Source organism: Coleofasciculus sp. C1-SOL-03 (genome assembly GCF_040220555.1).
In the GTDB taxonomy this organism is placed as follows: Bacteria; Cyanobacteriota; Cyanobacteriia; order Cyanobacteriales; family Coleofasciculaceae; genus Coleofasciculus.
In genome coordinates this window covers 1-23,333 of sequence record NZ_JAVJUO010000051.1, presented here as the reverse complement: position 1 = coordinate 23,333, position 23,333 = coordinate 1, and the positions used below count along the sequence as shown (strand labels likewise).

The window sequence follows — 23,333 nt, the reverse complement described above, 5'->3', positions numbered from 1 at the left end:
CGTTCGTAGTGAGCGCTTGATTCGCTTCTGTGTCGCTCAGATAGGGGTTCTTTGTGGTAAAATAACAATATCTTCTATTCCTGGCGACTAAAAAGGGAGAAACCGATGAGATTTATTAGCCCTAAAGTCGATTATGCCTTTAAAAAAATATTCGGTTCAGAGCAGAGCAAAGAGATATTAATCAGCTTTCTGAATGCGATAATATATGGCGGCGAAAAAGTCATTCAATCCTTAACCATTGTCAACCCCTACAATCCCGGTCAGGTACTTAGCTTAAAAGATACCTATTTAGATGTAAAAGCGGTTTTAGCCGATGGCTCAATTGTGGTGATTGAAATGCAAATCGCATCCATGGCGGCGTTTAATAAACGAGTGGCTTACAACCTGGCAAAAGCCTATAGCAACCAGTTAGTCAAAGGAGAAGATTACCCACTGCTGAATCCAGCGATCGCGGTGACAATTACCGACTTTATCCTGTTTAAAGAAACCGAAGAAGTTGTCAACAAATTTGTATTTAAAGAAGAAACCAAGCAATTTAAATGTATCGGGGACGAATTGCGACTAATATTTGTCGAATTACCCAAATTCAAGAAAAGATTGTCCGAGTTAAAAGGATTGACGGATAAGTGGCTCTATTTTCTGAAAGAAGCCGCTATGTTGGAAGATATTCCCGATACGTTAGGAGAAGTGTCAGAGATAGAACTCGCCTTAAATCTAGCTAGTCAAGCCAACATGACAGTCGAAGAATTTGAAATAGTAGATAGGCGAGGAATGATGTTACAAGACGAGAAAGGGCGGCTAGCCTATGCTGAAGAGAAAGGACGCCAAGAAGGACGCCAAGAAGGACGCCAAGAAGGACGCCAAGAAGGACGTATTCAACAAACTATAGCTCTAGTAATGCGTCAACTTAAAAAACGTTTTGGCGAAATTCCGGCAGAACTAAGCGCCCAAGTGGAAAACTTGTCTTTATCAGAGTTGGAAACTTTAACAGAGGCTATTTTGGATTTCAACAGTCTGGAAGACTTGTCAAGTTGGCTGGAGGAGCGAAAAGCCCCTAGACAATAAATGTCGTGCGGATCGCCCAAAGCCATAAGCTGTCATTCTTGTTATTATGTTCTCTCTATTCCCTCTTCTCTGTTCCCCGTTCCCTAAAATCACAAACCTGGAGTTCCTCTCGTGCTTCGGGATGAGTCGCCAAGTAATCTTGCAACCAGGTACACCCTCTGGCGAGCAATTCACCTAACCCTTCAACCTGCCAGATGCGGGCAGTACCATCTGATGAAGCCGTGGCAATTTGTGTCCCATCTGGACTAAAAGCAACGCTCACGACAGCACCTTGATGTCCTTTAATTTCTTGAACCAGGTTTCCTTGTAAATCCCATAAACGGGCAATACCCTCAAATGAAGCCGTGGCAATCTGGGTGCCGTCGGGACTAAAGGCGACATGGGTTACACCACTGGGATGCTGGTTGAAGTCTTTGACCAGGTTTCCCTGACTATCCCAAAGGCGAACCATGCCATCAATGGAAGCCGTAGCAATACGCTGTCCATTGGGACTAAACGCAACACTTTTGACCCATCCCTGATGTCCTTTTAATGCTTGGAGGAAATGACCTTGCAAGTCCCAGAGGCGAGCCGTGCGATCCGAGGAAGCGGTGACAATCTGGGTTCCATCGGGACTAAAGGCGAGACTTCTCACCCATCCCTGATGTCCTTTCAATGCTTGGACGAGGTTCCCTTGCAGATCCCATAAGCGGGTAATACCATCCGATGAAGCGGTAGCGATGAGTTGCCCATCGGGACTAAATGCCACTTGTGCTACGCCACCGGAAGGGTTGTGTAAGCGTCTGAGTGGTTGACCCTGGAGGTTCCATAAGTGGACAGTGCCATCGGAGGAAGCAGTGGCAATCCTCTGCTGATCTGGACTAAAGGTGATATGGGTGACACTGCCTTGATGTCCCTTTAATTGCCCTAGGGATTGCCCTTGCTGAGTCCAGAGGTGAGCCGTACCATCGGATGAAGCCGTCCCCAGCAACTGCCCATCCGGGCTAAAGGTGACATGGGTGACACCATCTTGATGTCCTTGCAATGGCTGATTGTGCGATCGCTTCCACAGGCGGGCAATACCCTCAGATGACGCAGTGACAATGAGTTGACCATCAGGACTCATGGCGACACCTGTGACTAAACCGCGATGTCCGTTTAACTCTTGCACCACATTTCCTTGCCAATCCCACAGACGAGCCGTACCATCCATCGAAGCGGTACCCAAAAACTTCCCATCGGGGCTAAACATCACCTGAGTCACTCGTTCCTGATGTCCTTTGAAGGTTTGCCGCACGTTACCCTCTAGATCCCATAAACGCGCCGTATGATCCGATGACGCCGTGGCAATAAACTGTCCATCAGGACTAAAGGCAACGCTTCTCACCCAGCCCTGATGTCCGTTAAATTTTTGCAGCAAATTACCCTTCAGATCCCACAGACGCGCCGTGTGATCCGATGACGCTGTGGCAATAAACTGCCCATTGGGACTAAAGGCAATGCTGGTGACTCCATCCCCATGTCCGTTAAATTCCTGGAGCAAATTACCTTGGAGATCCCACAGACGCGCCGTGTGGTCAACGGAAGCGGTGGCGATAGATTCTCCATCAGGGCTAATCGCGACGCTTCTCACCCAGCCCTGATGTCCTTTAAATTCCTGGAGCAACTGCCCTTGACGATGCCACAAGCGAATTGTATCATCAATGGCGGCGCTGGCAATTTTTTGTCCATCTTGACTCACAGCAATGCTGGTGATTCTGGCTTGATGTCCGGGCAATTGTCCGATGGGTTTTCCTTGTCGGTTCCACATCAGAATCATGCCATCCAGTGAAGCGGTGACAATGGTTTGTCCATCGGGGCTAAAGGCGAGGCTTTCCACACTGTCTTGATGGTGGAGTTGGTTGCGTTCCTGAATATTATTGAGAATATCTTGCAGCGCTAACACGGGACTGGTGGCGGGATAGTTCGCCAGAGGACGGTCACCAAAGGAGGTTATCAAGGTTTGCACGGCTTTCATCCCTTGCAGTAACGCCTGAAGTTGCTCCGACTCAAACCGTTGTCGGGCAGTCTCTCCCGCTTGTTGAATTTGCTCCTCCAACGGTTTTGTACCCGCCTGTTTCAATTGTTGGCGGACGGAAAAACCAGTACCCGTAGCCGCAGTAATGACTAAAACCCAAGTCACTGCTAATTTAATCCGATTTTGGCATTTTTCTCGTTGTGCTTGCTCCTTTTCTTGTTTAATTTTTTCCTGAGCGATTTGCCGTTCTAATTCGGCTAACTTGCGCTCTTTTTTTTCAGCCTCTAAAGCCCATTCAATTTCCCATTTTTCCCATTGTTCACTTTTGGCTAAAAATTGATAATCCTGATCACTTAAGCATTGATTCGCCGCCCATTGTCTTGCCTCCTGTAACGCCTGACCCCGCAACAGGCGGGAATTATCCTGACCCTGGGATGCAAACCAGGCAGTTATGGCTTCTGAATAGGGTCGCAAGTTAGCGAGTTTTTCATTAACCCATTGCAGGTTAAATACAGTCTGATAAATGCGATTATAGACCCTTAAGGTTTGCTGCTGTTTAACCACTAATCCACTGAGGCGTAATTCCATCTGTTCAGGACGGTCATTGGCAATGATGTTTTTTCCTTGTAAAATTTGTTGATAGAGTCCTAGTAGTCGCTCTGCCCGTTGTTCGTTACTCAGGAGGCGATCGCGAATGGTGCGTAAATGCTCCGGTTCATCCTGAGATTGCCAGTTTTCTAGGATATGGGTGTGAACAATTTGGGCAATATCGGGGCTACGGCTTTGAGTATGCTTGCCAATTAGATAGCATAATTTCTGGGTGAGAAAGGGTTGTCCACCTGTCCAGTTCAATACCTCCTTTAACACCGTTTCGGGTTCCTCAACTTTATCGGCAAACCCAGGAATTAACGAAGCTTTGGCATCCTCAAATTGAAAACCACCAAGCTGAATCGATCGCCCGATATTAAAGGGGGTGCGTTTTTTGTCATCAATTAAATTAGACGGCGTGGCAACTCCCAATAAACAAAACGTGAGGCGATTATAATCCGGATTATCGGCGCGTTGGTTATAACAGGCGCGAATAAAGGCAAAAAAATCGTCTTTAAAATTGAGTTTAATAATACTATCGATTTCGTCCAGAAAAACAACTAGATTTTGATCAAACTGAGTCAGCAACACATCCTCGATAAACCGATTTAAGCGTTGTAACGGGGATACTGTCTTATGTTGCTTCCACCAGGCAATATCATCAAACCTAGTCGATAGACCAAAGTTCCTCGCCAACTCAGAAACAATACCCAGATACCATTCCTCTGGCGTCGTTTGACTTCCCAGCCGCGTCATATCAATCGACGCACATTTGATGCCTTCACTTTTGAGACTTTTCATCATCCGAACTCGCAAACTCGACTTGCCCATCTGCCGCGAGTTCAACACGTAGCAATATTCCCCCTGTTTCAACCCATCATACAATTCCTCATCAGCTTGGCGTTTCACATAGGTGGGGTGTTGATACTTTAAGCTGCCGCCAATTTTGTAATAATTTTCAGTTCTAGTTAATACATTCATAGTCTAAATTATGCTCTTTTTTTTATTATTGTGTAGGGGCGGGTTTCACAACTATCGTTTCTTCCTTCACCCAGATGTAACGAAACCCGCCCTGACTAAATTGCAAACTTTGTGACAAATGACTAATGACAAATGACTAATGACTAATTTGAATGTTCTCGAAAATACTGCCGATATAATTGACATCGGGGTGTAACCTGATTCCCATATTGTTCAATCAATCCCATACTATGTAACTTATACGCCTGCATCGCATCTAATGGCACAGGTTCAGTTGCATTCACCACCTTTTCCAGGGCGTTAGCCAGTTCTGGATGCTCTTTCAACGTGGCTAAGTGGTGACGCAAATGTTGACTATAGATTCCCGCATCCGTAGCCGCATCCTGTAATAACTCATCCAATGTAATCTGTTCAGTTGCCAGTTTATAAAGTGCCAATCGCACTAAATAAGGATGTCCGCCCACCTTTGCCAGTAACGGTACAAGCCCTTCACTACCAATTTGCAAAGTCCAATCCAGAGAATGACGCTGTGCCAAATCTTCTACTTGTTCAGATGTCCACTCCGCTAATGGCACGGGTAAGCCCACATTAAAGGGAGATTGATTAATATCTAATGCTCCGTAATCTTCCGTGCTATGAACTACCACTAAGCGCAGTTGTTCCCACAGTTCGAGATTATTGGCTTCTTCATGCCAACTGCGGATAAGGGGGAAGAAGTGCATGGCAATATCGGGATATTGGAATACTCGGTCTACTTCATCCAGGGCTAAAACCAAGGGACTTTCTGCTTGGGCTAAAAGGACTTCAAAATAGCGAGTACAACTAAGCATACTGCCTCGGTCTTCATTCCAATAATCAGATAGTACCGCATCAGGGTTTAACTTATCGCTAATACAGGCACAAAAACAGCGCAGAAACTTATCCAAGTCACTAAATTTTGCCTGTTCAATTTGTCGCAGATTTAAACGGACGGTACGATACCCTTGCGTCTCAGCATACTCAATAATCCGATCCAGGAGGGAGGTTTTTCCCATCTTGCGTGGGGCTTTAATCCGAATCAGCGACCCCGGTTGCAAAATCGTTTGGTAACAATCGGTTTCAATGGGAGGGCGTTCTACATAGAACTGAGAACGTAGGGGTACAGGTCCATTGGGATATTCTATCTTCGGTGAGGATACAGGTTGCGATTTTCTGTAGTATTCTCGGGTTAAGGCTTCCCGAAAATTGGTTTTGCTCACTTTCTCGGCTAATACCTCAGACAGCTTACGCCATAACTGGGGTCCGACATCTCCTCGAATGTAATTGACGGTGAAGTTATGCTGTTCGGCAATTTGCTCATAACTGTAACCCTCCCAAGCGCTGTGCAAGACTTTTTCTTCAACATCACTCAGGTAGTTACCCGTTTCGCGATACAAGGCTTGGTTAGCCGTTTGTTTAATTTGATGCCAAGTTGGTTGTGATTGGGAATCCATGGCGAAAGTTAGCGCTGCTCCTTGCTCTGAAATTGTATCAAATTTATTTGTTTTGGGATGGGTTATGGGTTTTGGTCAGCATCAGCCGTTCGGAGCAGCGTTCTATTGGTTAAAATTTGCTGGAGTTTAGTTTTTTTCTGTAAGTTAAGAAACTCCCTAGTTAGCAAAGCATTGCGAAAGTCTGCATCAGACGTTTGCAGGACTGTATTATTGATGAGTATTTTCTGAAGTTGTCTACTCTCTGAATAAGTTAGAAACGCATCTCAACTAACCACAAACGACAGTAGGCTTCCCCCGCGTTTATTGGTGTGGTATCGCAATCTACATCAATCCGATACTCCGGTAAGAAAAGGGCTTGATATTTCGGCGAGTCTCGCCTGAAGGTTTCTGAGAAGTTCTGCCAAAAGCTCATTAATCACTTCCTTGCCAATATCAAGATCATGAAGTTTGAATGTGTTTCCAGAAAGCGCGAAGCGGAACACCAGATGTAGGTTTAGCGCCAACATTAAAGGTGTAACATCTTTCTGCTCTAAAAATAATTCAGGATTCATAATACTTTCATCTGTCCAGCTTAAATTTGAGTCGGCAAATGGAGATAAGTCTTCCTAGAAACTATTCAAGTTGTACAGGTTCCATAAACTACATCTCAATTATTCTGTAGACTACTCTTCGTACATAGAAACAAACTTAGACGAGATTCTGTTCTCCATGAAACAGCATCAAGACGGCAGTATCAAATACGATGAAATTATTGAGTAGTGTCCTCATCCAGTTATAAAACATTCCCAGGTTCTGCCTGGAAACGAGGGAGGCAGAGCCTGGGAACGAGGGAGGAAAGAATATCTCTAGCAACTACAGGACTTACGCAGGTACATCATATCATATATGGTGGCAATGGTGCGTTACGCTACGCTAACGCACCCTACTGGCGTGGCACACCTTAATTGGTGGATTAGCATTGTAGGGGCGCATGGCGTGCGCCCGGTTTAAACGTCAAATCTATTCCACAATTTTAGCTGTGTCAGTCCACTACAGATAGAGGCGTTGCGTAAGTCCTAAACCAGCGAGATTACTGACGCCAGACTTCATCAACAACATCCCCGGATGAACCCACTAATTGGATATGCAAGGGCATTTGACCAAACGCATGAGTAGAACAACTTAAGCAGGGGTCAAAGGCGCGAATTCCGGCTTCAACTCGGTTTAATAATCCTTCAGGTATTTCATTCCCGTGGATGTAATGTTTGGCAATTTGTGCCACGGTTTTATTCATCGCCAAGTTATTTTGACCCGTGGCAATAATCATGTTGACTTTCTTGATAATCCCGTTTTCATCAACATTATAATGATGGAATAATGTACCCCTGGGCGCTTCACTGACACCGATACCTTCTAAACTGTTAATTCCAGCTTCAGCACGAGTGCGTTTGGAGACAATATCCGGGTCATTGACCAACTGTTCCATCCGTTCTAGGGCTGCCAGAATTTCCACTAAGCGGGCATAGTGATAGAAGAAGGATGAGGTAGCCATACCGCCTGCGCGATCGCGAAATTCTTGTAACTCCCGATCCGCCGCTTCCGTTCCCATGCGATCGCAGATATTCAGTCGGGCTAAGGGTCCAACTCGATAAATCCCATCCGGGTAGCCTAAGGGTTTATAGTAGGGGAATTTCAGATAAGACCAGGGTTCAACCGCTTCCCCTAAAAACTCCTGATAATCATCCTCACTGAGTCCATCAGCTACCATATTCCCTTCACTGTCTTTGAAGCGAAGATGACCCCCGTAATGTTCCCAGAGTCCATCTTTGCCAACTAACCCCATAAATAAGGAGGGGAATAGACCAAAGGTTTCTACCTCGGTAGAAAACTTATCCAATAACTGCTTAAACAAGCCCAGCGCCGTATCGAGAGTCGCCCGGGATTCCGGTAAGCGATCGCGTATCCAAGCCCGCCCCTCTTCCGATAAAGGCGATCGCACGCCCCCAGGAACCGCCCAAGCCGGGTGAATCTTCTTCGCCCCCAACAGTTCGATCACCGTCTGACCAAACTGACGTAAGCGAATCCCACTGCGGGCTAAATCCGGATCAGCCGCAATTAAACCAAACACATTCCGAGTCGCCGGATCACTATCCCAACCCAATAAAAAGTCAGGACTACTCAAATGGAAAAACGACAGCGCGTGAGACTGGGTAATTTGTCCCAAATTCATCATCCGCCGCAATTTCTCACCCGCAGGCGGAACCTTCACCGCTTGAATTTTATCCCCAGTTTTTGCCGACGCCAGTAAATGACTCACCGGACAAATCCCACAAATTCGGGCAGTAATTCCCGCCATTTCCCACATCGGGCGTCCTTCACAGAACTTTTCAAAGCCCCGGAATTCCACCACATGGAATCGGGCATCTTCTACTTCCCCCGCATCATCCAGAAAAATAGAAATTTTCGCGTGTCCTTCAATACGAGTAACCGGATCAATAACAACTGTTTTAGCCATAACTTTTTTTGTCCTTCGTCCTTTGTCCTTTGTCCTTTGTCCTTTGTCCTTTGTCCTTTGTCCTTTGTCCTTTGTCCTTCGTCCTTCGTCCTTTGTCCTTCGTCCTTTTTATGCTGTAGGGGCGCAAGGCTTGCGCCCGATTTAATCCTAAAATCTATATCACCAATGACCAATGACCAATGACCAATGACCAATGACCAATGACCAATGACCAATGACTATCCAAACTTAATCATTTCCCGTCCTTCCATCACAGGTTGTTCACCCCGCAGTAAGGGTTCAACAGTGGCTTGAATGCGATCGGCTGAGGGGGGACATCCCGGCATAAATAAATCAACTTGAACCACTTCATGCACAGGGCGTACCCGATCTAATAATTCCGGTACAATTCCCGGAAAATTGGGTAACTGATTATTCGCATCCCCCAATTCCAAATAACAGCGCTTGAGAACAGGTTCAGTTCCTCCCAGCATATTTCGCATAGCGGGAACATTCGCGGTTACAGCACAATCCCCAAAGGAAATCAATAACTTTGTCCGTTCTCTGACTTTACGAATTAACTCTAAATTCTCTTCATTGGCGACCGCGCCTTCGACTAAACAAACATCAACATTTTCGGGATAGTCTTTCAGGTCGGAACCGACTGGACTATATACCACATCGACGTGTTTAGCCAGTTCAAGCAGCCATTCATCCAGATCCAGAAACGACATATGACAGCCTGAACAACCTGCCAACCATACTGTTGCTAATTTTATCTTTGCCATGCTTGATGTCTCCCTCAATTAATTAATGATGTGACTCTTGGAGAGTGGGAATTGGGAATTGGAAAGTGGAGAGTAGTTATATGTCATAGGAGATTAGGCAAAATTTTGTTTTGTCTCCCCCATCTCCCCCATCTCCCCTATCTCCCCTATCTCCCTAATTCCCATCACCGCGTCCATTGTTTGTCTTCGCGTGCGGTAACCAGAAACTCCAATTTAGTTTTATCGCGTTCCATTTCTGCCACGGTAGACCCTTTCCGGAAAATCGAACCCGTGGGACAAGCATCCACACACTTTCCGCAAGAGGTACAAGCCTCCACCTCAGACCAAGGCTGATCCAATCCTGTAATCACACGAGAAGCAGCACCGCGATTTGCCACATCCCAAACGTGAGCACCTTCAATTTCATCACAAACCCGCACACAACGGGTACACATAATGCAACGGTTGTGATCAATGCCAAAGCGATCGTGGGAGACATCAATCTCCCGATTCGGGAAGCGGTAAGGGAAACGAGAGTGATCCATTCCCACTTCAATCGCCACATCTTGCAATTCACAATGACCATTCGCCACACAAACAGCACAGACATGATTGCCTTCTGCAAACAGCATCTCCACAATCATACGGCGATACTCTTGCAGTTGTTCGCTGTGAGTGGAAATATTCATCCCTTCTGCAACCTGGGTAACACAAGCCGGTAACAGCTTATTAATCCCAGCAATTTCCACTAAACACAATCGACAAGCGCCAACATCGGAAACGCCTTCGAGGTGACATAACGTCGGAATATGAACACCTGCTTCTTCTGCCGCTTTCAGAATCGAGGTTCCTTCTTCAACGGCGACATCAACACCATCAATCGTCAATGTTTTTACTGACATATCGTATTTCGTCCTTTATCGTTTGTCCTTTGTCTTATGTCTTATGTCCTTCGCCAACAAACGTATGACTCTGGGCGGGTTTTGTTGTTCATTTATCGGTGGGGGGTTTTGTCTTTCATTTATCGGTGGGGAGGGCGGGTTTTGTTGTTCCATTATTGGTGGATATTTGAATTGAGTCCCTAAACCCGCCCCTACGATTGTGACTCAACCTACCCGTACCATTGATCCTTCGCGATCATCCCAGAAAGGCTTATGACTTCACCGCAACCTTTCCATTCGGACTATCTTGCAACAAGGTCAGATATTCATCCCGGAAATAACGCAGCGTACTCATCACCGGATTCGGTGCGGTTTGACCTAAACCACATAAGCTGGTGGCTTTGACCATACCACAGAGTTGTTCTAATTTTTCCAGATCCGCCATTGTTGCTTGTCCATTGAGGATCTTGGTCAACATCTGATACATTTGCATCGTACCAGCGCGACAGGGAATGCATTTACCACAGGACTCACCGCGACAAAATTCCATGTAGAATTGCGCCACATCCACCATGCTGGTTTCCGTGTCCATGACAATCATGCCACCAGACCCCATCATTGTGCCTAATTTAATTAGGGAATCGTATTCAACCGGGGTGTCAAATAAATTAGCAGGGACACATCCCCCAGAAGGACCTCCCGTTTGCACCGCTTTCACTTCCCCCAAAGGCGTACCGCCGCCCATCTCTTCCACAATTTGACGCAGGCTGATCCCCATTGGCACTTCAATCAAGCCCGTGTTGCGGACTTTACCCGTCAGGGCAAATACTTTCGTTCCTTTGCTCTTTTCCGTACCGATACTGGCATACCAGTCTGCCCCTTCGCGGATAATCGCGGGAATATTGGCAAAGGTTTCCACATTATTAATCAGCGTCGGACATCCCCACAATCCTGACTGGGCGGGGTAAGGAGGGCGTGGACGCGGCATTCCTCGTCCCCCTTCCACCGAAGCAATGAGGGCAGTTTCTTCACCGCAGACAAAGGCACCGGCACCGACGCGGATATCAATTTTAAAGTCAAAGGGAGAATCAAAGATCTGAGATCCCATCAACCCATATTTCTTGGCTTGGGTAATCGCTTTTTGCAGGTGTTTAATCGCCAACGGATATTCCGCCCGCACATAAATATAGCCATGATTCGCACCAACCGCATAACCTGCGATCGCCATCCCTTCAATAATCCGATGGGGGTCACTTTCTAAGACCGATCGATCCATAAATGCACCGGGATCTCCCTCATCGGCATTACAGATCACATACTTCTGATCCCCAGGCATCTTCGCCACAGTTGCCCACTTCAATCCCGTGGGATAACCACCGCCGCCGCGTCCGCGTAATCCACTTTGAGTAATTTCATCCACCACCTCTTCGGGGGTCATGTCGTGGAGAACTTTATACAGGTTTTGATACCCACCAACGGCAATATATTCCTCAATCCGTTCTGGGTTAATTTTGCCACTGTTTTCCAAAACAATCGGCTGTTGCAACGTAAAAAATGGATGCTGAGGATCGAGGGGAATTAAGCCATCCGAATCATCTTTACTTCCCCCATTCATCGCCGCCACAATTGCGGGAGCCTGTTCAGGTGTCACCTGTTCATAAAGAAGTCCCTTCGACTCAATTTCCACCAAGGGACCTCGACCACAAAATTTCATGCACCCTACGCTACAGACTTCCACAGTATTGTGTAAATCCGTCGCTTTGAGGGCATCCTCTAAATTCTTTTTCACTTGCTCAGAGTTCGAGGACGCACAGCCCGCCGCCGTACAACAATGAACCCGAATCGGTTTCCGACTTGCCTGTTCTTTTTCGGCAATTTCCAGAATTTCAGCTAGTTCCATAGGGTTATTCCTTAATAATAAATCCTGAGTCCTTCCCCTTATGCATCAATCCAATGACATCAGACTATTCCAGCCATTCTTTGACATTTTCCATGATTGATTCTGGGGTTTGTTTCCCCATCACCTTGCCATCAAAAACAGCAGCGGGTGCTAAACCACAAGCCCCGATACAACGGGCGGTTACCAGAGACATCTTGCCATCAGCGGTTGTCTCGCCTTGCTGAACATGGGCATCTTCCGCTAGCTTATCCAGCAGCACCCCCGCCCCTTTGACATAACAGGCTGTTCCTAAGCAAACGACGCAAGTATGCGCCCCACTGGGTTTAAGGGAAAATAAATGATAAAACGTTGCCACACCGTAGACACGACTGAGGGGAAGTTTGAGTCCGCGTGCAACGTAGATGAGGACATCTTCTTCTAAGTAACCAAAGGCTTCCTGTGCCTTATGGAGAACTTCAATTAAAGCATCTGGACGATTCTGCGCCCGTTTCATGGTGATGTCTAACACTTTAAAGCGTTTGTCACCACTGGGATGTTCTTTCTTCTTCGCTTTAGTTTTTTCCGAGACAGCCTTTTCTGCGCTGGCTGATGACATAATCTTCACTCCTCTTTACTTGTTAATGGGTTGGACTAAGGTAGGTTGATTTCGAGTTATCGTTCAAATGACAAATGACGAATGACGAATGACAAATAACCAACCTACCCCAGCCAAGGATTACATCGCCGGAACAGCAGGTTGGGTATCGGATTTGATATTGCTATCACCGATCGCACCATTGCCGTTGACGGTTTCGACATCAGGAACCTCGCCTAAGTCGCCATAATAGGCTTTGGTGAGGATTTCCTTGAGATCTTCAATCAAGGGGTAACGGGGGTTTGCGCCAGTACACTGATCATCGAATGCCTGATCTGCAACTTCATCCAGCTTGGCGAAGAATTCCGCTTCACTTTCCTTAATCACATCCTTCAGCGCCGCCGGAATCCCCACCTGACGCTTGAGTTCCTCAATTGCCCCAACTAGCCGATTGATTTTCTCCTCTTCGGTATCGCCACCCAAATGCAGGTAATCAGCAATCCGAGAATAACGCCATTTGGCATTGGGATACTTGTATTGGGAGAACGTCGCCTGCTTAAAGGGCGCATCCGTCGCGTTGTAGCGAATAACATGAGAAATTAACATGGCATTCGCTAACCCGTGGGGGACATGGAAAATAGCCCCTAATTGGTGTGCCATGGAGTGACAAATGCCCAGGAAACTATTGGCAAATGCCATCCCCGCCATTGTCGCCGCATAGTGCATTTTCTCCCGCGCCTTGGGATCATGGGCACCATTTTTATATGCCGAAGGCAGGTATTTAAAGATTAGGCGAATTGCCTCGAGTGCCAACCCATTGGTATATTCACTGGCTAACACTGAAACATAAGCTTCTAAGGAGTGAGTTAAGGCATCGACGCCCCCGAATGCCGTGAGACTCTTGGGCATATTCAGGACTAATTCGGGGTCTACGATCGCCATATTTGGCGTCAAGGCATAGTCCGCCAAGGGATACTTAATATCATTGCGGCGATCCGTGACCACGGCAAACGGTGTCACTTCTGAACCCGTTCCCGATGTCGTGGGAATCGCTACCATCATCGCTTTCTCACCCAAGGGGGGCAGTTCATACACCCGTTTGCGGATATCCATGAACCGCATCGCTAACCCCTCAAATTCAATCTCTGGATGCTCATACATCAGCCACATAATTTTGGCAGCATCCATGGGCGAACCCCCACCCAAGGCGATAATCACATCGGGCTTGAAGGTGTTCATTAACGTTAATCCCCGATGTACGGTTTCTAAGGAGGGGTCTGGCTCTACGTCATAGAAGATATCGTATTTGAGACCAATTTCAGCCAAAACATCTTCGACGCTAGCCGTCATCCCTAGATCGTAAATGGGTTTGTCAGTGACGATAAATGCCCGTTCCTTCCCCGCTAACTCCCGCAGGGCTACAGGCAGAGACCCATACTTAAAGTACACCTTGGGCGGCACCCGGAACCAGAGCATATTCTCCCGCCGTTCCGCGATCGTTTTCACGTTTAGCAGGTGTTCGGGACCCACGTTTTCACTGATGGAGTTCCCCCCCCAAGTACCACAACCTAGGGTCAACGAGGGATCAAGGCGGAAGTTATAGATATCCCCGATCGCACCTTGGGAGGAAGGGGTGTTAATCAAGACGCGAGACGCCTCAACTTGGTCTTCAAACCGTTTAATATGGTCAGCATTGGCGGGATTGGTGTACAGCACCGCCGTATGTCCACGTCCGCCAAATTCCACTAACTGTCCGGCTTTATCCACCGCATCCTCAAAGTTTTTCGCCCGATACATTGCCAGAACGGGGGAGAGTTTCTCGAAGGAAAAGGGTTCATCAGTGCCGATCTCTTCCACTTCCCCAATAATCACCCGGGTTTGTTCCGGTAAGGAAAATTCGGCTAATTCGGCTAATTTTTCAACAGGTTGACCGACTATTTCGGCATTTAAGCGCCCATTGACAATAATTTTACTCCCCAGTTTTTCCCGTTCTTCTGGCTTCAAGAAGTAAGCGCCGCGATTAATAAATTCTTGGCGCACCTCCTCGTAAACATTATCCAAGACAATCACCGACTGCTCACTAGCGCAGATCATGCCATTGTCAAAAGTTTTACTCAGAATAATCGAAGACACCGCCATCTTAATATGAGCGCTGGAGTCAATCACCGCAGGCGTGTTTCCGGCACCAACACCGAGAGAGGGATGACCCGAAGAATAGGCGGCTTTCACCATTCCCGGACCCCCGGTTGCCAGAATCAGCTTCACATCGGGGTGCTGCATTAAGGCTTGGGATAGGGGAACTGTGGGTTCATCAATCCAGCCAATAATATGCTCGGGTGCGCCAGCCGCTACCGCCGCCTCTAACACCACTTTTGCCGCTTCCAGGGTGCATTGTTTGGCACGGGGATGGGGGGAAAAGATAATCCCATTGCGGGTTTTCAGAGCAATCAGTGCCTTAAAAATCGCCGTTGAGGTGGGGTTGGTGGTGGGGACGATCCCGGCTAAAACACCAACGGGTTCAGCAATTTTCTGGAAGCCGAAGGATTTGTCCTCTTCAACAACACCACAGGTTTTATCCTGTTTGTACTTGTTGTAGATCATTTCCGAGGCAAAGTGGTTTTTAATCACCTTGTCCTCAACCACTCCCATTGCCGTTTCACTAACGGCTAATTTTGCCAGAGGAATCCGGGCTGCATTAGCCGCGAGTGCCGCTTTTTTAAAGATGGCATCGACCTGCTCTTGCGTGTAGCCAGCGTATTGGGTTTGAGCGTTTTTAACCCGTTTAATTAATTCTTCGAGTTCCTGATGGTTTGTGACTTTGATCATGTTTGTTGCAGTAAGTCTCGTCATGCGTATTGATTACAGTCCTCACACCCACTATTGAGGTTGTTCTTGTTATTACTCGCTCGTGTAGGAATCGGGCAGGTTTCCCCGCTAAAGCGACCGAGTTTCTCCTTAAGTCGTCACCGAGATAAGTCCTATCTCCGGTTGTTTATAATCTGTGGTCTTAAGCGAAGTCCAAGGCATATTTTCCTGTCCTTTTTCCTAACCTATCGTCTGTTCTGATTACCGTTTCATCGCTGGCAATAGTATCGACTCCCAGTATAAAGTGGGCGGGAAAAGCAAAAAATCTCCTAATGGGAATACTCACATCTGATCCTCCTAATTCCCTAGGATGATTAACCCGATGATCAACAAGCAGACAGTTCCTCCAAATGCAGTATAGATCAAGGATTCATGTCTAGGGGAGTCCTAGGAATCTAAGAACTACTTTTTCCTCCCGTCACACCTACTATACTATCTCGAATGGGAGATTTGTAAACCAATAAATCCATGAATTTTTTAAGATAGCGCTAGACTTAAGCCTCCTAATTTTTAGACTTTCTTAATAAACAACCCTTGAGTTGTTCAAACGCCAGACTAGCTTTTTTCAACCTGCCAAAACTGTTAACCATGAACCAAGTATCGGACAAGGCGGCTGCATGTCCTTAATAGCACTTGCCGTATCGGTTTGTCGATAGGGGGAGATGGGGTGAGGGGGAGATGGGGTGAGGGGTGAGGGGGAGAAGTTTTTATGATGAGTGAGACAGCCGTACCCCTACTGATGCGACGGGCTTCCTCTATCTCCAGACGTAAATGTTGCAAACTTAAAATAAACTTAACACAATGAAATTATTCTTTTAATATTGATAGGCGATGACGACCACTGACGAACTAAAATCCCGACCCTTACCTCCCGGTGATTTCGGTTTACCGTTGATTGGGGAAACCATCCAGTTTTTCCGTGATCCCGACTTTGCCCAGAAGCGTCATCAAAAGCATGGGTCGATATTCAAGACAAAATTATTTGGACGTCCCACGGTGATGATTAGTGGTTCCGAGGCGAATCGCTTTGTCTTCACCCATGAGAACCAGTACTTTACCAGCACCTTCCCCCCCAGCACAAAAATACTCTTGGGACCTGCGTCTCTAGCGGTACAGGGCGGTTCAAACCATCTGCAACGACGCAAAATCCTCTCCCAAGCCTTTCAACCTAGGGCATTAGCGGGATATTTGACCGCGATGGCAGAGATTGCCCAGGGTTATCTACATAAATGGGAGCATCTGGGTACATTTACATGGTATCCAGAATTGAGAAAGTTGACCTTTGACATCGCCTGCAAATTGTTGGTGGGACTAGACGCTGCCTCAGAAACGAATCTGGGACAATGGTTTGAAGAGTGGTGTAAAGGGTTGTTTAGCATTGCCTTACCCTTACCGTGGACAAAATTTGGTCGTGCGTTGCATTGCCGCAAGCAGCTACTGAACCAGATTGAGCAGATTATCCGCCAACGCCAACAATCGAGTGACCCCGGTCAAGATGCATTGGGACTGCTATTGCAAGCGCGGGATGAAGCGGGGAATAGTTTGAGCATAGAGGAACTCAAAGACCAAATCTTGTTGTTACTCTTCGCGGGTCATGAAACGTTAACATCGGCACTGGCGTCTACTTGTCTTCTCTTAGCCCAGCATCCCGATATTGTAGCCGCCATCCGCGCCGAACAACAGCAACTGAATCTGCAACGTCCATGGACGATGGAGGATTTAAAGCAGATGACCTATCTCGAACAAGTTCTCAAGGAAGTCATGCGTCTGATTCCCCCCGTTGGCGGTGGGTTTCGGGAAGTGATTCAGTCCTGCGAGTTGAAGGGCTATCAGCTACCAAAAGGATGGTCAGTTCAATATCAAATTAGCAGAACCCATCACGATAGTGATACTTATACGCAACCGGAAAAATTTGACCCAGAACGGTTTAACCCCGAACGGGCGGAGGATAAGTCCAAACCCTTTAGTTATGTGCCCTTTGGTGGTGGGGTGCGTGAATGTTTAGGGCGAGAGTTTGCCAAATTGGAGATGAAATTGTTTACCGCATTGTTAGTGCGCGATTATCAGTGGGAACTGCTTCCGGAACAGAATCTGGACATGGTTGTAGTACCGATACCCCATCCCCGCGATGGTTTGCGGGTTAAGTTTTGGCGGCGAGAGGCTGAAAATTAGGTCTTTGTCACACTGATATAAACCCTACCTAGATTAAATAATACATTCTCAGCATTAATAGTGGTGGGTTACGGCGGATAACTCATTGAATAGTTATCGTCTCCATTAAAGTCCCGCCTAACCCACCCTACTGGCGTGGCACACCTTATTTGGTGGATTAGAATTGTAGGGGCGCACCGACGTGCGCCCAATTTAACCATCAATCTATTCCACAATTTTAGCTGTGTCAGTCCACTACGTTACAATACAAGGTGATGGAAAGCCAAATGGATAATGACTCTGATGACAACGGAGACAATTTCTTTTCAAGTTTCTCAAGATTTACTCGCCGCTTTAAAAGTGGGTTCGCTGGAGCTAACCAATAACCTGCGCTTGTTAGCAGCAATCACCTATTTTCAGGAGAAAAAATTATCCTTGGGCAAAGCCGCAGAACTGGCGGGGATTAATCGCTTAGAATTTATGGATATTTTAGCGGCAAAAGGTATTATCATTTTTGATTATGATGAATCAGCTATAGAAAGCGAAATCCAAGGAATAAGTCACTTATAAACCAAGATATGATTATCAGCAATGCCACACCTTTAATTGCTTTTGCCAAAATCAATCAGTTATCTTTACTGCGACAAATAGTGGGCAATTTGACGATACCTGATGCTGTAGCTCAAGAAATATCAGACTATACTCAAAACAAAACTGGATTTATTGACTTAGAACAAGAGACTTGGATTAATATTCAGACGATTACCGCTAAAGAACAACTCGCTTTACTACTGCCTAGCCTTGACAGAGGAGAAGCAGAGGTGATTACTTTGGCATTAGAAGAAAAGGCTAAACTTGTTTTAATCGATGAGTTAACGGGTAGAAAGGTAGCAGAGTCGCTTAGTCTTAACGTTTCTGGTTCGGTGGGAATTTTGATTAAAGCGAAGCAATTAGGAGAGATTAAAGCCGTTAAGCCATTTTTAGATGCGATGCTCAAGCAGGGAATATATTTTAGTCAGAGGTTTATTGATGCCGTACTACAGTTAATGGCAGAAGCCTAAAAGTGAGAGTAGGTTGGGAAAACGCAAGGAAACCCAACAAAATTACGAATTATTACTACCTTATTGATTAAATAATACACCTCCCAGTTAACATCGTTGGGTTAGGTTGGATAGTTCATTGAAAGATTATCGCTTCAATTTAAATCCCGCCTAACCCATCCTACGTTTTTTGATCAAAGTATTTCCCCCTGGTCTCTTTTTTTGAGACAAAGGTTTTTTATTATGTGTGCAATGTTGCAATGTTGCTACAAAATTGGCAGAGGGGTTGGGGGTAAGGGCTGGCTGAGGCGATACATAGACAACGGGAATGGGAATACTGAGAAAAATTCCAGTTGTCAGGATTAGGTAACAGCAGCAATGGCTAAGCGATCGCTAAAAGCATCCACCATCGGTATCACCCAGGCAAAACAAGCCTTTGAACGCAAGGGATGGACCCAAGAATACCTCGCCGCCCAAGTGGGCTTGGAAACCCGCCACTCGGTTTGGAAGTTTTTTCGCGGGAAACCGATTGATCGAGCCTATTTTATTGACATCTGTTTTCAATTAGATCTGGATTGGCAAGATATTGCCGATTTTCCGCCAACCTCTGTACCCTCAACCCCAACCCCAGAAAGCAATACACCCAGTCAAATTGACGCTTGGGTGCAATTGATGCGATCGCAACTCCAGGATCACATCCAAGTTCAAGCGGGTATCCTGCAATCCTCCTTTGATGTCACCCAGCCTCTACTCCTGGATCACCTCTATACCCACGTCAAAATTTTACCCCACCTCACCCATCAGCGATGGCTTGAGGTGTCTGACTTACAGGGTTCTCAGCCCAAAGGATGCGATCGCGTTCGCTTAACTCAACTTAATCAACCCGCCATTCCGGGAATGGAGGCGGTGATGATGCATTCTAAACTCACCCTTCTCGGTAAACCGGGTGCAGGTAAGACCACATTCTTACAATATCTTGCCCTTCAATGCAATGCAGGTCATTTTAAACCAGACTGTATTCCCGTCTTCATCTCCCTGAGACAATTTACCAAACAAGCCCGAACCGCTAATAATTTCAGTTTCCTCAATTATCTGAGTACGAAGTGGAAAAGTTGTGGCATTTCTCCAGAACAGATAGAACCCTTACTTCAACACGGGAAAGTCCTACTATTACTCGACGGTTTAGATGAAGTGTCCAAAACCGATACCCCAGAATTGCTGCAACAGATACAACTCTTTGCCGATGAGTATTACCAAAATCAGATTATTATTACCAGTCGCATCGCCGCCCAACAGTACCACTTTCGCGGATTTACTTATGTCGAGTTAGCCGATTTTGACGCCCATCAAATTGAAACATTTGCCCAAAAATGGTTTACTGCCACCAACAAAAATTATCAGCCCGTCGGCTTAGCCAAAGCCTCTCAATTTTTGGAACAATTACACCATCCCGACAACCAACCGATTCGAGAACTCGTCGTCACCCCAATTTTACTCAGTTTAGTCTGTTCCGTATTTCAGGAACGGGCAACCTTTCCCAGCAAACGCGCCAAACTCTATCAAGCGGGATTAGATATTTTGTTAGTGCGCTGGGATAAAGCCAGAGGAATTCAACGGGATCAAACCTATCGCAACTTACAGCTTCCTGATAAGATAAAACTCCTGAGTCAAATCGCGGCGACGATGTTTGAACAGGGAAACTACTTTTTTGAAAAAAGTGAAGTTCTGCCAATTATTTCCGACTATCTCCAAAATTTACCCAATTCGAGTCAGGATTTAGAAACTTTATGGTTAACCAGTACAGGTGTTCTCAAAGCCATTGAGTTACAACATGGGTTACTCGTGGAACGGGCGCGAGATATTTATTCCTTTTCTCATCTCACGTTTCAGGAATATCTAACCGCCCGAAAAATTGTCGCAACTCAAACCACAGAAGCACTGCAACAGTTAGCTACTCATATCACTGATCCCCAATGGAAGGAAGTCTTTTTGCTCACCGTGAGTCTTTTACCCACGGCGGATCTATTACTCCAGCTAATCAAGGAGGAAATTGATAAGTTAGTCAAGGATGATCTGCAAATTCAGACCTTTATTGACAGCATTTATCAGAAAGTAAATCAGCTAAAATTGGATTGCCACCCTGCTGCATTGCGAGCCTTTTACTGGACATTATTTCAGGATCGGGATTTAAACTTAGCGGTGTCTCTTGATGCCAAGCTAGCCCAGGAATTACCCGACGATTTAGCCTTAGATTTAACCCTAGCGCGGGCATTGGATTTAACTGAGACGCTGATTAAGAAGCCGACGGTTAAACAGATTCTCAACCTAGAATTTGCCTTAGATTTTGAACGAACCTTTCAGTTGGACAAAGCATTCCAGCAGTCTCTCCAGCAAATTAAAGCTCAACTTCCTGATCCCGCCCAAGGAAAAGAAGGGTTACAAGCTTGGTGGCAAATCAACGGTGAAGCTTGGCTGCAACAGTTTCGTGCTAGTATTATTGAACATCGCGCTATTGGACAAGATTGGCAGTTTAGCCAAGACCAATGGCAACGATTACAGCAATATTATCAGGCAAATCAGTTTCTCGTCGATTGTCTCAATAGTGAGGGTCAAGTGAGTGCTGAGGTGAGGGCGGAAATCGAAAATAACGTCTTGATTGTTGATGAGGGAAGTTGTGACTCTTCACTTGCTTTAAGAACATGGCGCGTGAATTTGTAGGGGCGGGTTTAGGAAATTACGTTTCGCTATTAATGATAATGTTGATTCAAAACCCGCCCTGATTATCTGGGGGGTTTACTGATGAATCACCACTGGCGTTCCCACAGACGCCCAATTATATAACCACTCGGCGTGATCAACTGCTACATTTACACAACCATGACTCATACGAGTACCAAAGTTATTGTGCCAATACGCCCCATGAATCGCATAGCCACCTTGGTAATACATGGTATACGGCACATTAGAGATATCATAACCCGGACCCCGCATGCGATCGCGGCGCAGCTTGGTTTGAATGTTAAAGACACCGGTACGGGTAGGTGTAGCCTGTTTCCCAGTGGAGACAATCACCGCATAGACTTGATTTCCGCCTTCCCACGCAATTAACCGTTGATTGCTGAGATTAATTTCAATCCAGCGCTGATTCGTATTTTGCAGCGCCACCATTTTGCTGGCAATCTGTTCAGTGTGGGGTGTAGGATGGGCGACAGGTGTCTCCAACCCAAACAGGATTGTAGCTAAGGCGACGCCCGCTAGGAACGTTCCAAAACGGCGCCCCCAATGGGCAAATCTGATGCTTTTCATGGAAACTTAGGAGGTGACACAATGATCCTCTTATTTCCATTTTATAGATCACCGCTGAATTGGGAGCGAAGTTTTTTCGCCCGTTGGGTAATTCCGTGCCAATCTCCAGACGCGATGAGGGATGTGGGGAACAAATCTCCCGCCAACCCGACCGCGATCGCACCGGCTGTGATAAAGTCTTTAGCATTGGCGAAGGTGACGCCACCTGTAGGAATCAGGGGAATATGACCCAAAGGTCCTTGTAAGGCTTTAATATAACTAACACCGCCCACCGCCTGAATCGGAAACACCTTAACGCAACTAGCCCCCGCATCCCAAGCGGTCACAATTTCACTGGGAGAAAGTGCGCCAGGAACAATAGGAACTCCCGCATTAACAGCCGTATTAATTAGAGTTGTATCAGTATGAGGGGTAAACAGAAACTCAGCCCCCGCCTCGATTGCTTGATGTACCTGTTCCAGGGTTAACAATGTCCCTGTACCAATCGTACAATTCGGTAACGCTTGGCGCAGATGACGAATTAAATCAGCAGCCGCGTCTGTATTCCAGGTAATCTCAATTAATTGGATTCCCCCTTTCGCTACCGCCTGCGCCATTTGACGTCCTACAGATTGGTCAGACGCCCGAATTACGGCAATGGTACGATGTTGTTGTAGAAGAGTCAACCAAGATTGATTTGATATACTCACAATTATATTTGCACTTACTCAGTTTGTAGTTACGCTTGTAGTTACGCTTGTAGTTGCGCTTGTAGTTGCGCTTGTAGTTGCGCTTGTAGTTGCGCTTTAGCGCCGGTCAACGTATAAACACTGACTACAAACTCTTAATTTACCAACATTCCGGCTCGGTTGAATGCGATAAATCCTGCTCAGTTTGTCGTCGGAGCCTGTGAGCTATTTTATAGGCTAAAGCCCTTACTACAAACTTATTTACCCACATGCAGGCTCGGTTGAGCACGATAAATCCTGCTCAGTTTGTCGTCGGAGCCTGTGAGTTATTTTATAGGCTAAAGCCCTTACTACAAACTTATTTACCCACATGCAGGCTCGGTTGAATGCGATAAATCCTGCTCAGTTTGTCGTCGGAGCCTGTGAGTTATTTTATAGGCTAAAGCCCTTACTACAAACTTATTTACCCACATGCAGGCTCGGTTGAACACGATAAATCCTGCTCAGTTTGTCGTCGGAGCCTGTGAGTTATTTTATAGGCTAAAGCCCTTACTACAAACTTATTTACCCACATGCAGGCTCGGTTGAATGCGATAAATCCTGCTC

Annotated in this window: 16 protein-coding genes; 5 read left to right on the top strand and 11 right to left on the bottom strand. The window is 46.3% G+C overall.

The genetic code is table 11. The features are described from left to right. Window positions 1-105: 105 nt before the first annotated feature. Window positions 106-1,065, top strand: coding sequence for an Rpn family recombination-promoting nuclease/putative transposase (locus RIE73_RS07625; protein WP_446400620.1), 960 nt, complete (start codon window positions 106-108; stop codon window positions 1,063-1,065). A gap of 55 nt (window positions 1,066-1,120) precedes the next feature. On the opposite strand, the gene RIE73_RS07620 is transcribed toward RIE73_RS07625, so the two are convergent. From RIE73_RS07620 to adhE, 9 genes are all read right to left on the bottom strand, one after another. After that, entirely contained in the window at window positions 1,121-4,630 is a 3,510-nt protein-coding gene (locus RIE73_RS07620; RefSeq protein WP_446400619.1) for a WD40 domain-containing protein, read from the bottom strand. A 143-nt stretch (window positions 4,631-4,773) separates the two neighbouring features. Continuing rightward, entirely contained in the window at window positions 4,774-6,102 is a 1,329-nt protein-coding gene (locus tag RIE73_RS07615; protein ID WP_446400618.1) for an AAA-like domain-containing protein, read from the bottom strand. 326 nt (window positions 6,103-6,428) lie between these two features. Beyond that, window positions 6,429-6,653, bottom strand: a complete 225-nt coding sequence (locus RIE73_RS07610; protein WP_446400617.1) for a hypothetical protein — start codon at window positions 6,651-6,653, stop codon at window positions 6,429-6,431. A 518-nt stretch (window positions 6,654-7,171) separates the two neighbouring features. Next, complete coding sequence (locus RIE73_RS07605; protein ID WP_446400616.1) at window positions 7,172-8,596, bottom strand: Ni/Fe hydrogenase subunit alpha; 1,425 nt, start codon at window positions 8,594-8,596, stop codon at window positions 7,172-7,174. A 218-nt stretch (window positions 8,597-8,814) separates the two neighbouring features. Further along, window positions 8,815-9,363, bottom strand: coding sequence for an NADH-quinone oxidoreductase subunit B family protein (locus tag RIE73_RS07600; RefSeq protein ID WP_446386194.1), 549 nt, complete (start codon window positions 9,361-9,363; stop codon window positions 8,815-8,817). 164 nt (window positions 9,364-9,527) lie between these two features. Then, the gene (gene hoxU, locus RIE73_RS07595; protein WP_446400615.1) at window positions 9,528-10,244 is read right to left on the bottom strand and encodes a bidirectional hydrogenase complex protein HoxU; all 717 of its coding nucleotides are present in this window, start codon (window positions 10,242-10,244) and stop codon (window positions 9,528-9,530) included. Window positions 10,245-10,494: 250 nt separating this feature from the next. Continuing rightward, window positions 10,495-12,123: an NADH-quinone oxidoreductase subunit NuoF gene (nuoF, locus tag RIE73_RS07590; protein ID WP_446400614.1), complete on the bottom strand. Its 1,629-nt coding sequence runs from the start codon at window positions 12,121-12,123 to the stop codon at window positions 10,495-10,497. A gap of 64 nt (window positions 12,124-12,187) precedes the next feature. Continuing rightward, a complete protein-coding gene (gene hoxE / locus RIE73_RS07585) occupies window positions 12,188-12,718 on the bottom strand; it encodes a bidirectional hydrogenase complex protein HoxE (RefSeq protein ID WP_446393459.1) in 531 nt (176 codons plus the stop codon). A 120-nt stretch (window positions 12,719-12,838) separates the two neighbouring features. Then, the gene (adhE, locus tag RIE73_RS07580) at window positions 12,839-15,523 is read right to left on the bottom strand and encodes a bifunctional acetaldehyde-CoA/alcohol dehydrogenase (RefSeq protein WP_446400613.1); all 2,685 of its coding nucleotides are present in this window, start codon (window positions 15,521-15,523) and stop codon (window positions 12,839-12,841) included. 870 nt (window positions 15,524-16,393) lie between these two features. Between adhE and RIE73_RS07575 the strand changes: the two genes are divergently transcribed. From RIE73_RS07575 to RIE73_RS07560, 4 genes are all read left to right on the top strand, one after another. Continuing rightward, window positions 16,394-17,734 carry a cytochrome P450 gene (locus tag RIE73_RS07575; RefSeq protein WP_446400612.1) on the top strand — a complete coding sequence of 447 codons (1,341 nt, stop codon included), beginning with the start codon at window positions 16,394-16,396 and terminating at the stop codon, window positions 17,732-17,734. Between the two features lie 282 nt (window positions 17,735-18,016). Further along, entirely contained in the window at window positions 18,017-18,283 is a 267-nt protein-coding gene (locus RIE73_RS07570) for a UPF0175 family protein (protein WP_446400611.1), read from the top strand. An 8-nt stretch (window positions 18,284-18,291) separates the two neighbouring features. Continuing rightward, on the top strand, window positions 18,292-18,774 hold the full coding sequence (locus tag RIE73_RS07565) for a DUF3368 domain-containing protein (protein ID WP_446400610.1): 483 nt from the start codon (window positions 18,292-18,294) through the stop codon (window positions 18,772-18,774). Between the two features lie 357 nt (window positions 18,775-19,131). Beyond that, on the top strand, window positions 19,132-21,471 hold the full coding sequence (locus tag RIE73_RS07560; protein WP_446400609.1) for an NACHT domain-containing protein: 2,340 nt from the start codon (window positions 19,132-19,134) through the stop codon (window positions 21,469-21,471). Window positions 21,472-21,546: 75 nt separating this feature from the next. Here RIE73_RS07560 and RIE73_RS07555 read toward each other — a convergent pair whose 3' ends face one another. Together RIE73_RS07555 and RIE73_RS07550 are read right to left on the bottom strand one after the other, a co-directional pair. After that, window positions 21,547-22,059, bottom strand: coding sequence for a L,D-transpeptidase (locus RIE73_RS07555; RefSeq protein ID WP_446400608.1), 513 nt, complete (start codon window positions 22,057-22,059; stop codon window positions 21,547-21,549). A 41-nt stretch (window positions 22,060-22,100) separates the two neighbouring features. Further along, window positions 22,101-22,742 carry a bifunctional 4-hydroxy-2-oxoglutarate aldolase/2-dehydro-3-deoxy-phosphogluconate aldolase gene (locus tag RIE73_RS07550; protein WP_446400621.1) on the bottom strand — a complete coding sequence of 214 codons (642 nt, stop codon included), beginning with the start codon at window positions 22,740-22,742 and terminating at the stop codon, window positions 22,101-22,103. Window positions 22,743-23,333 lie beyond the last annotated feature (591 nt).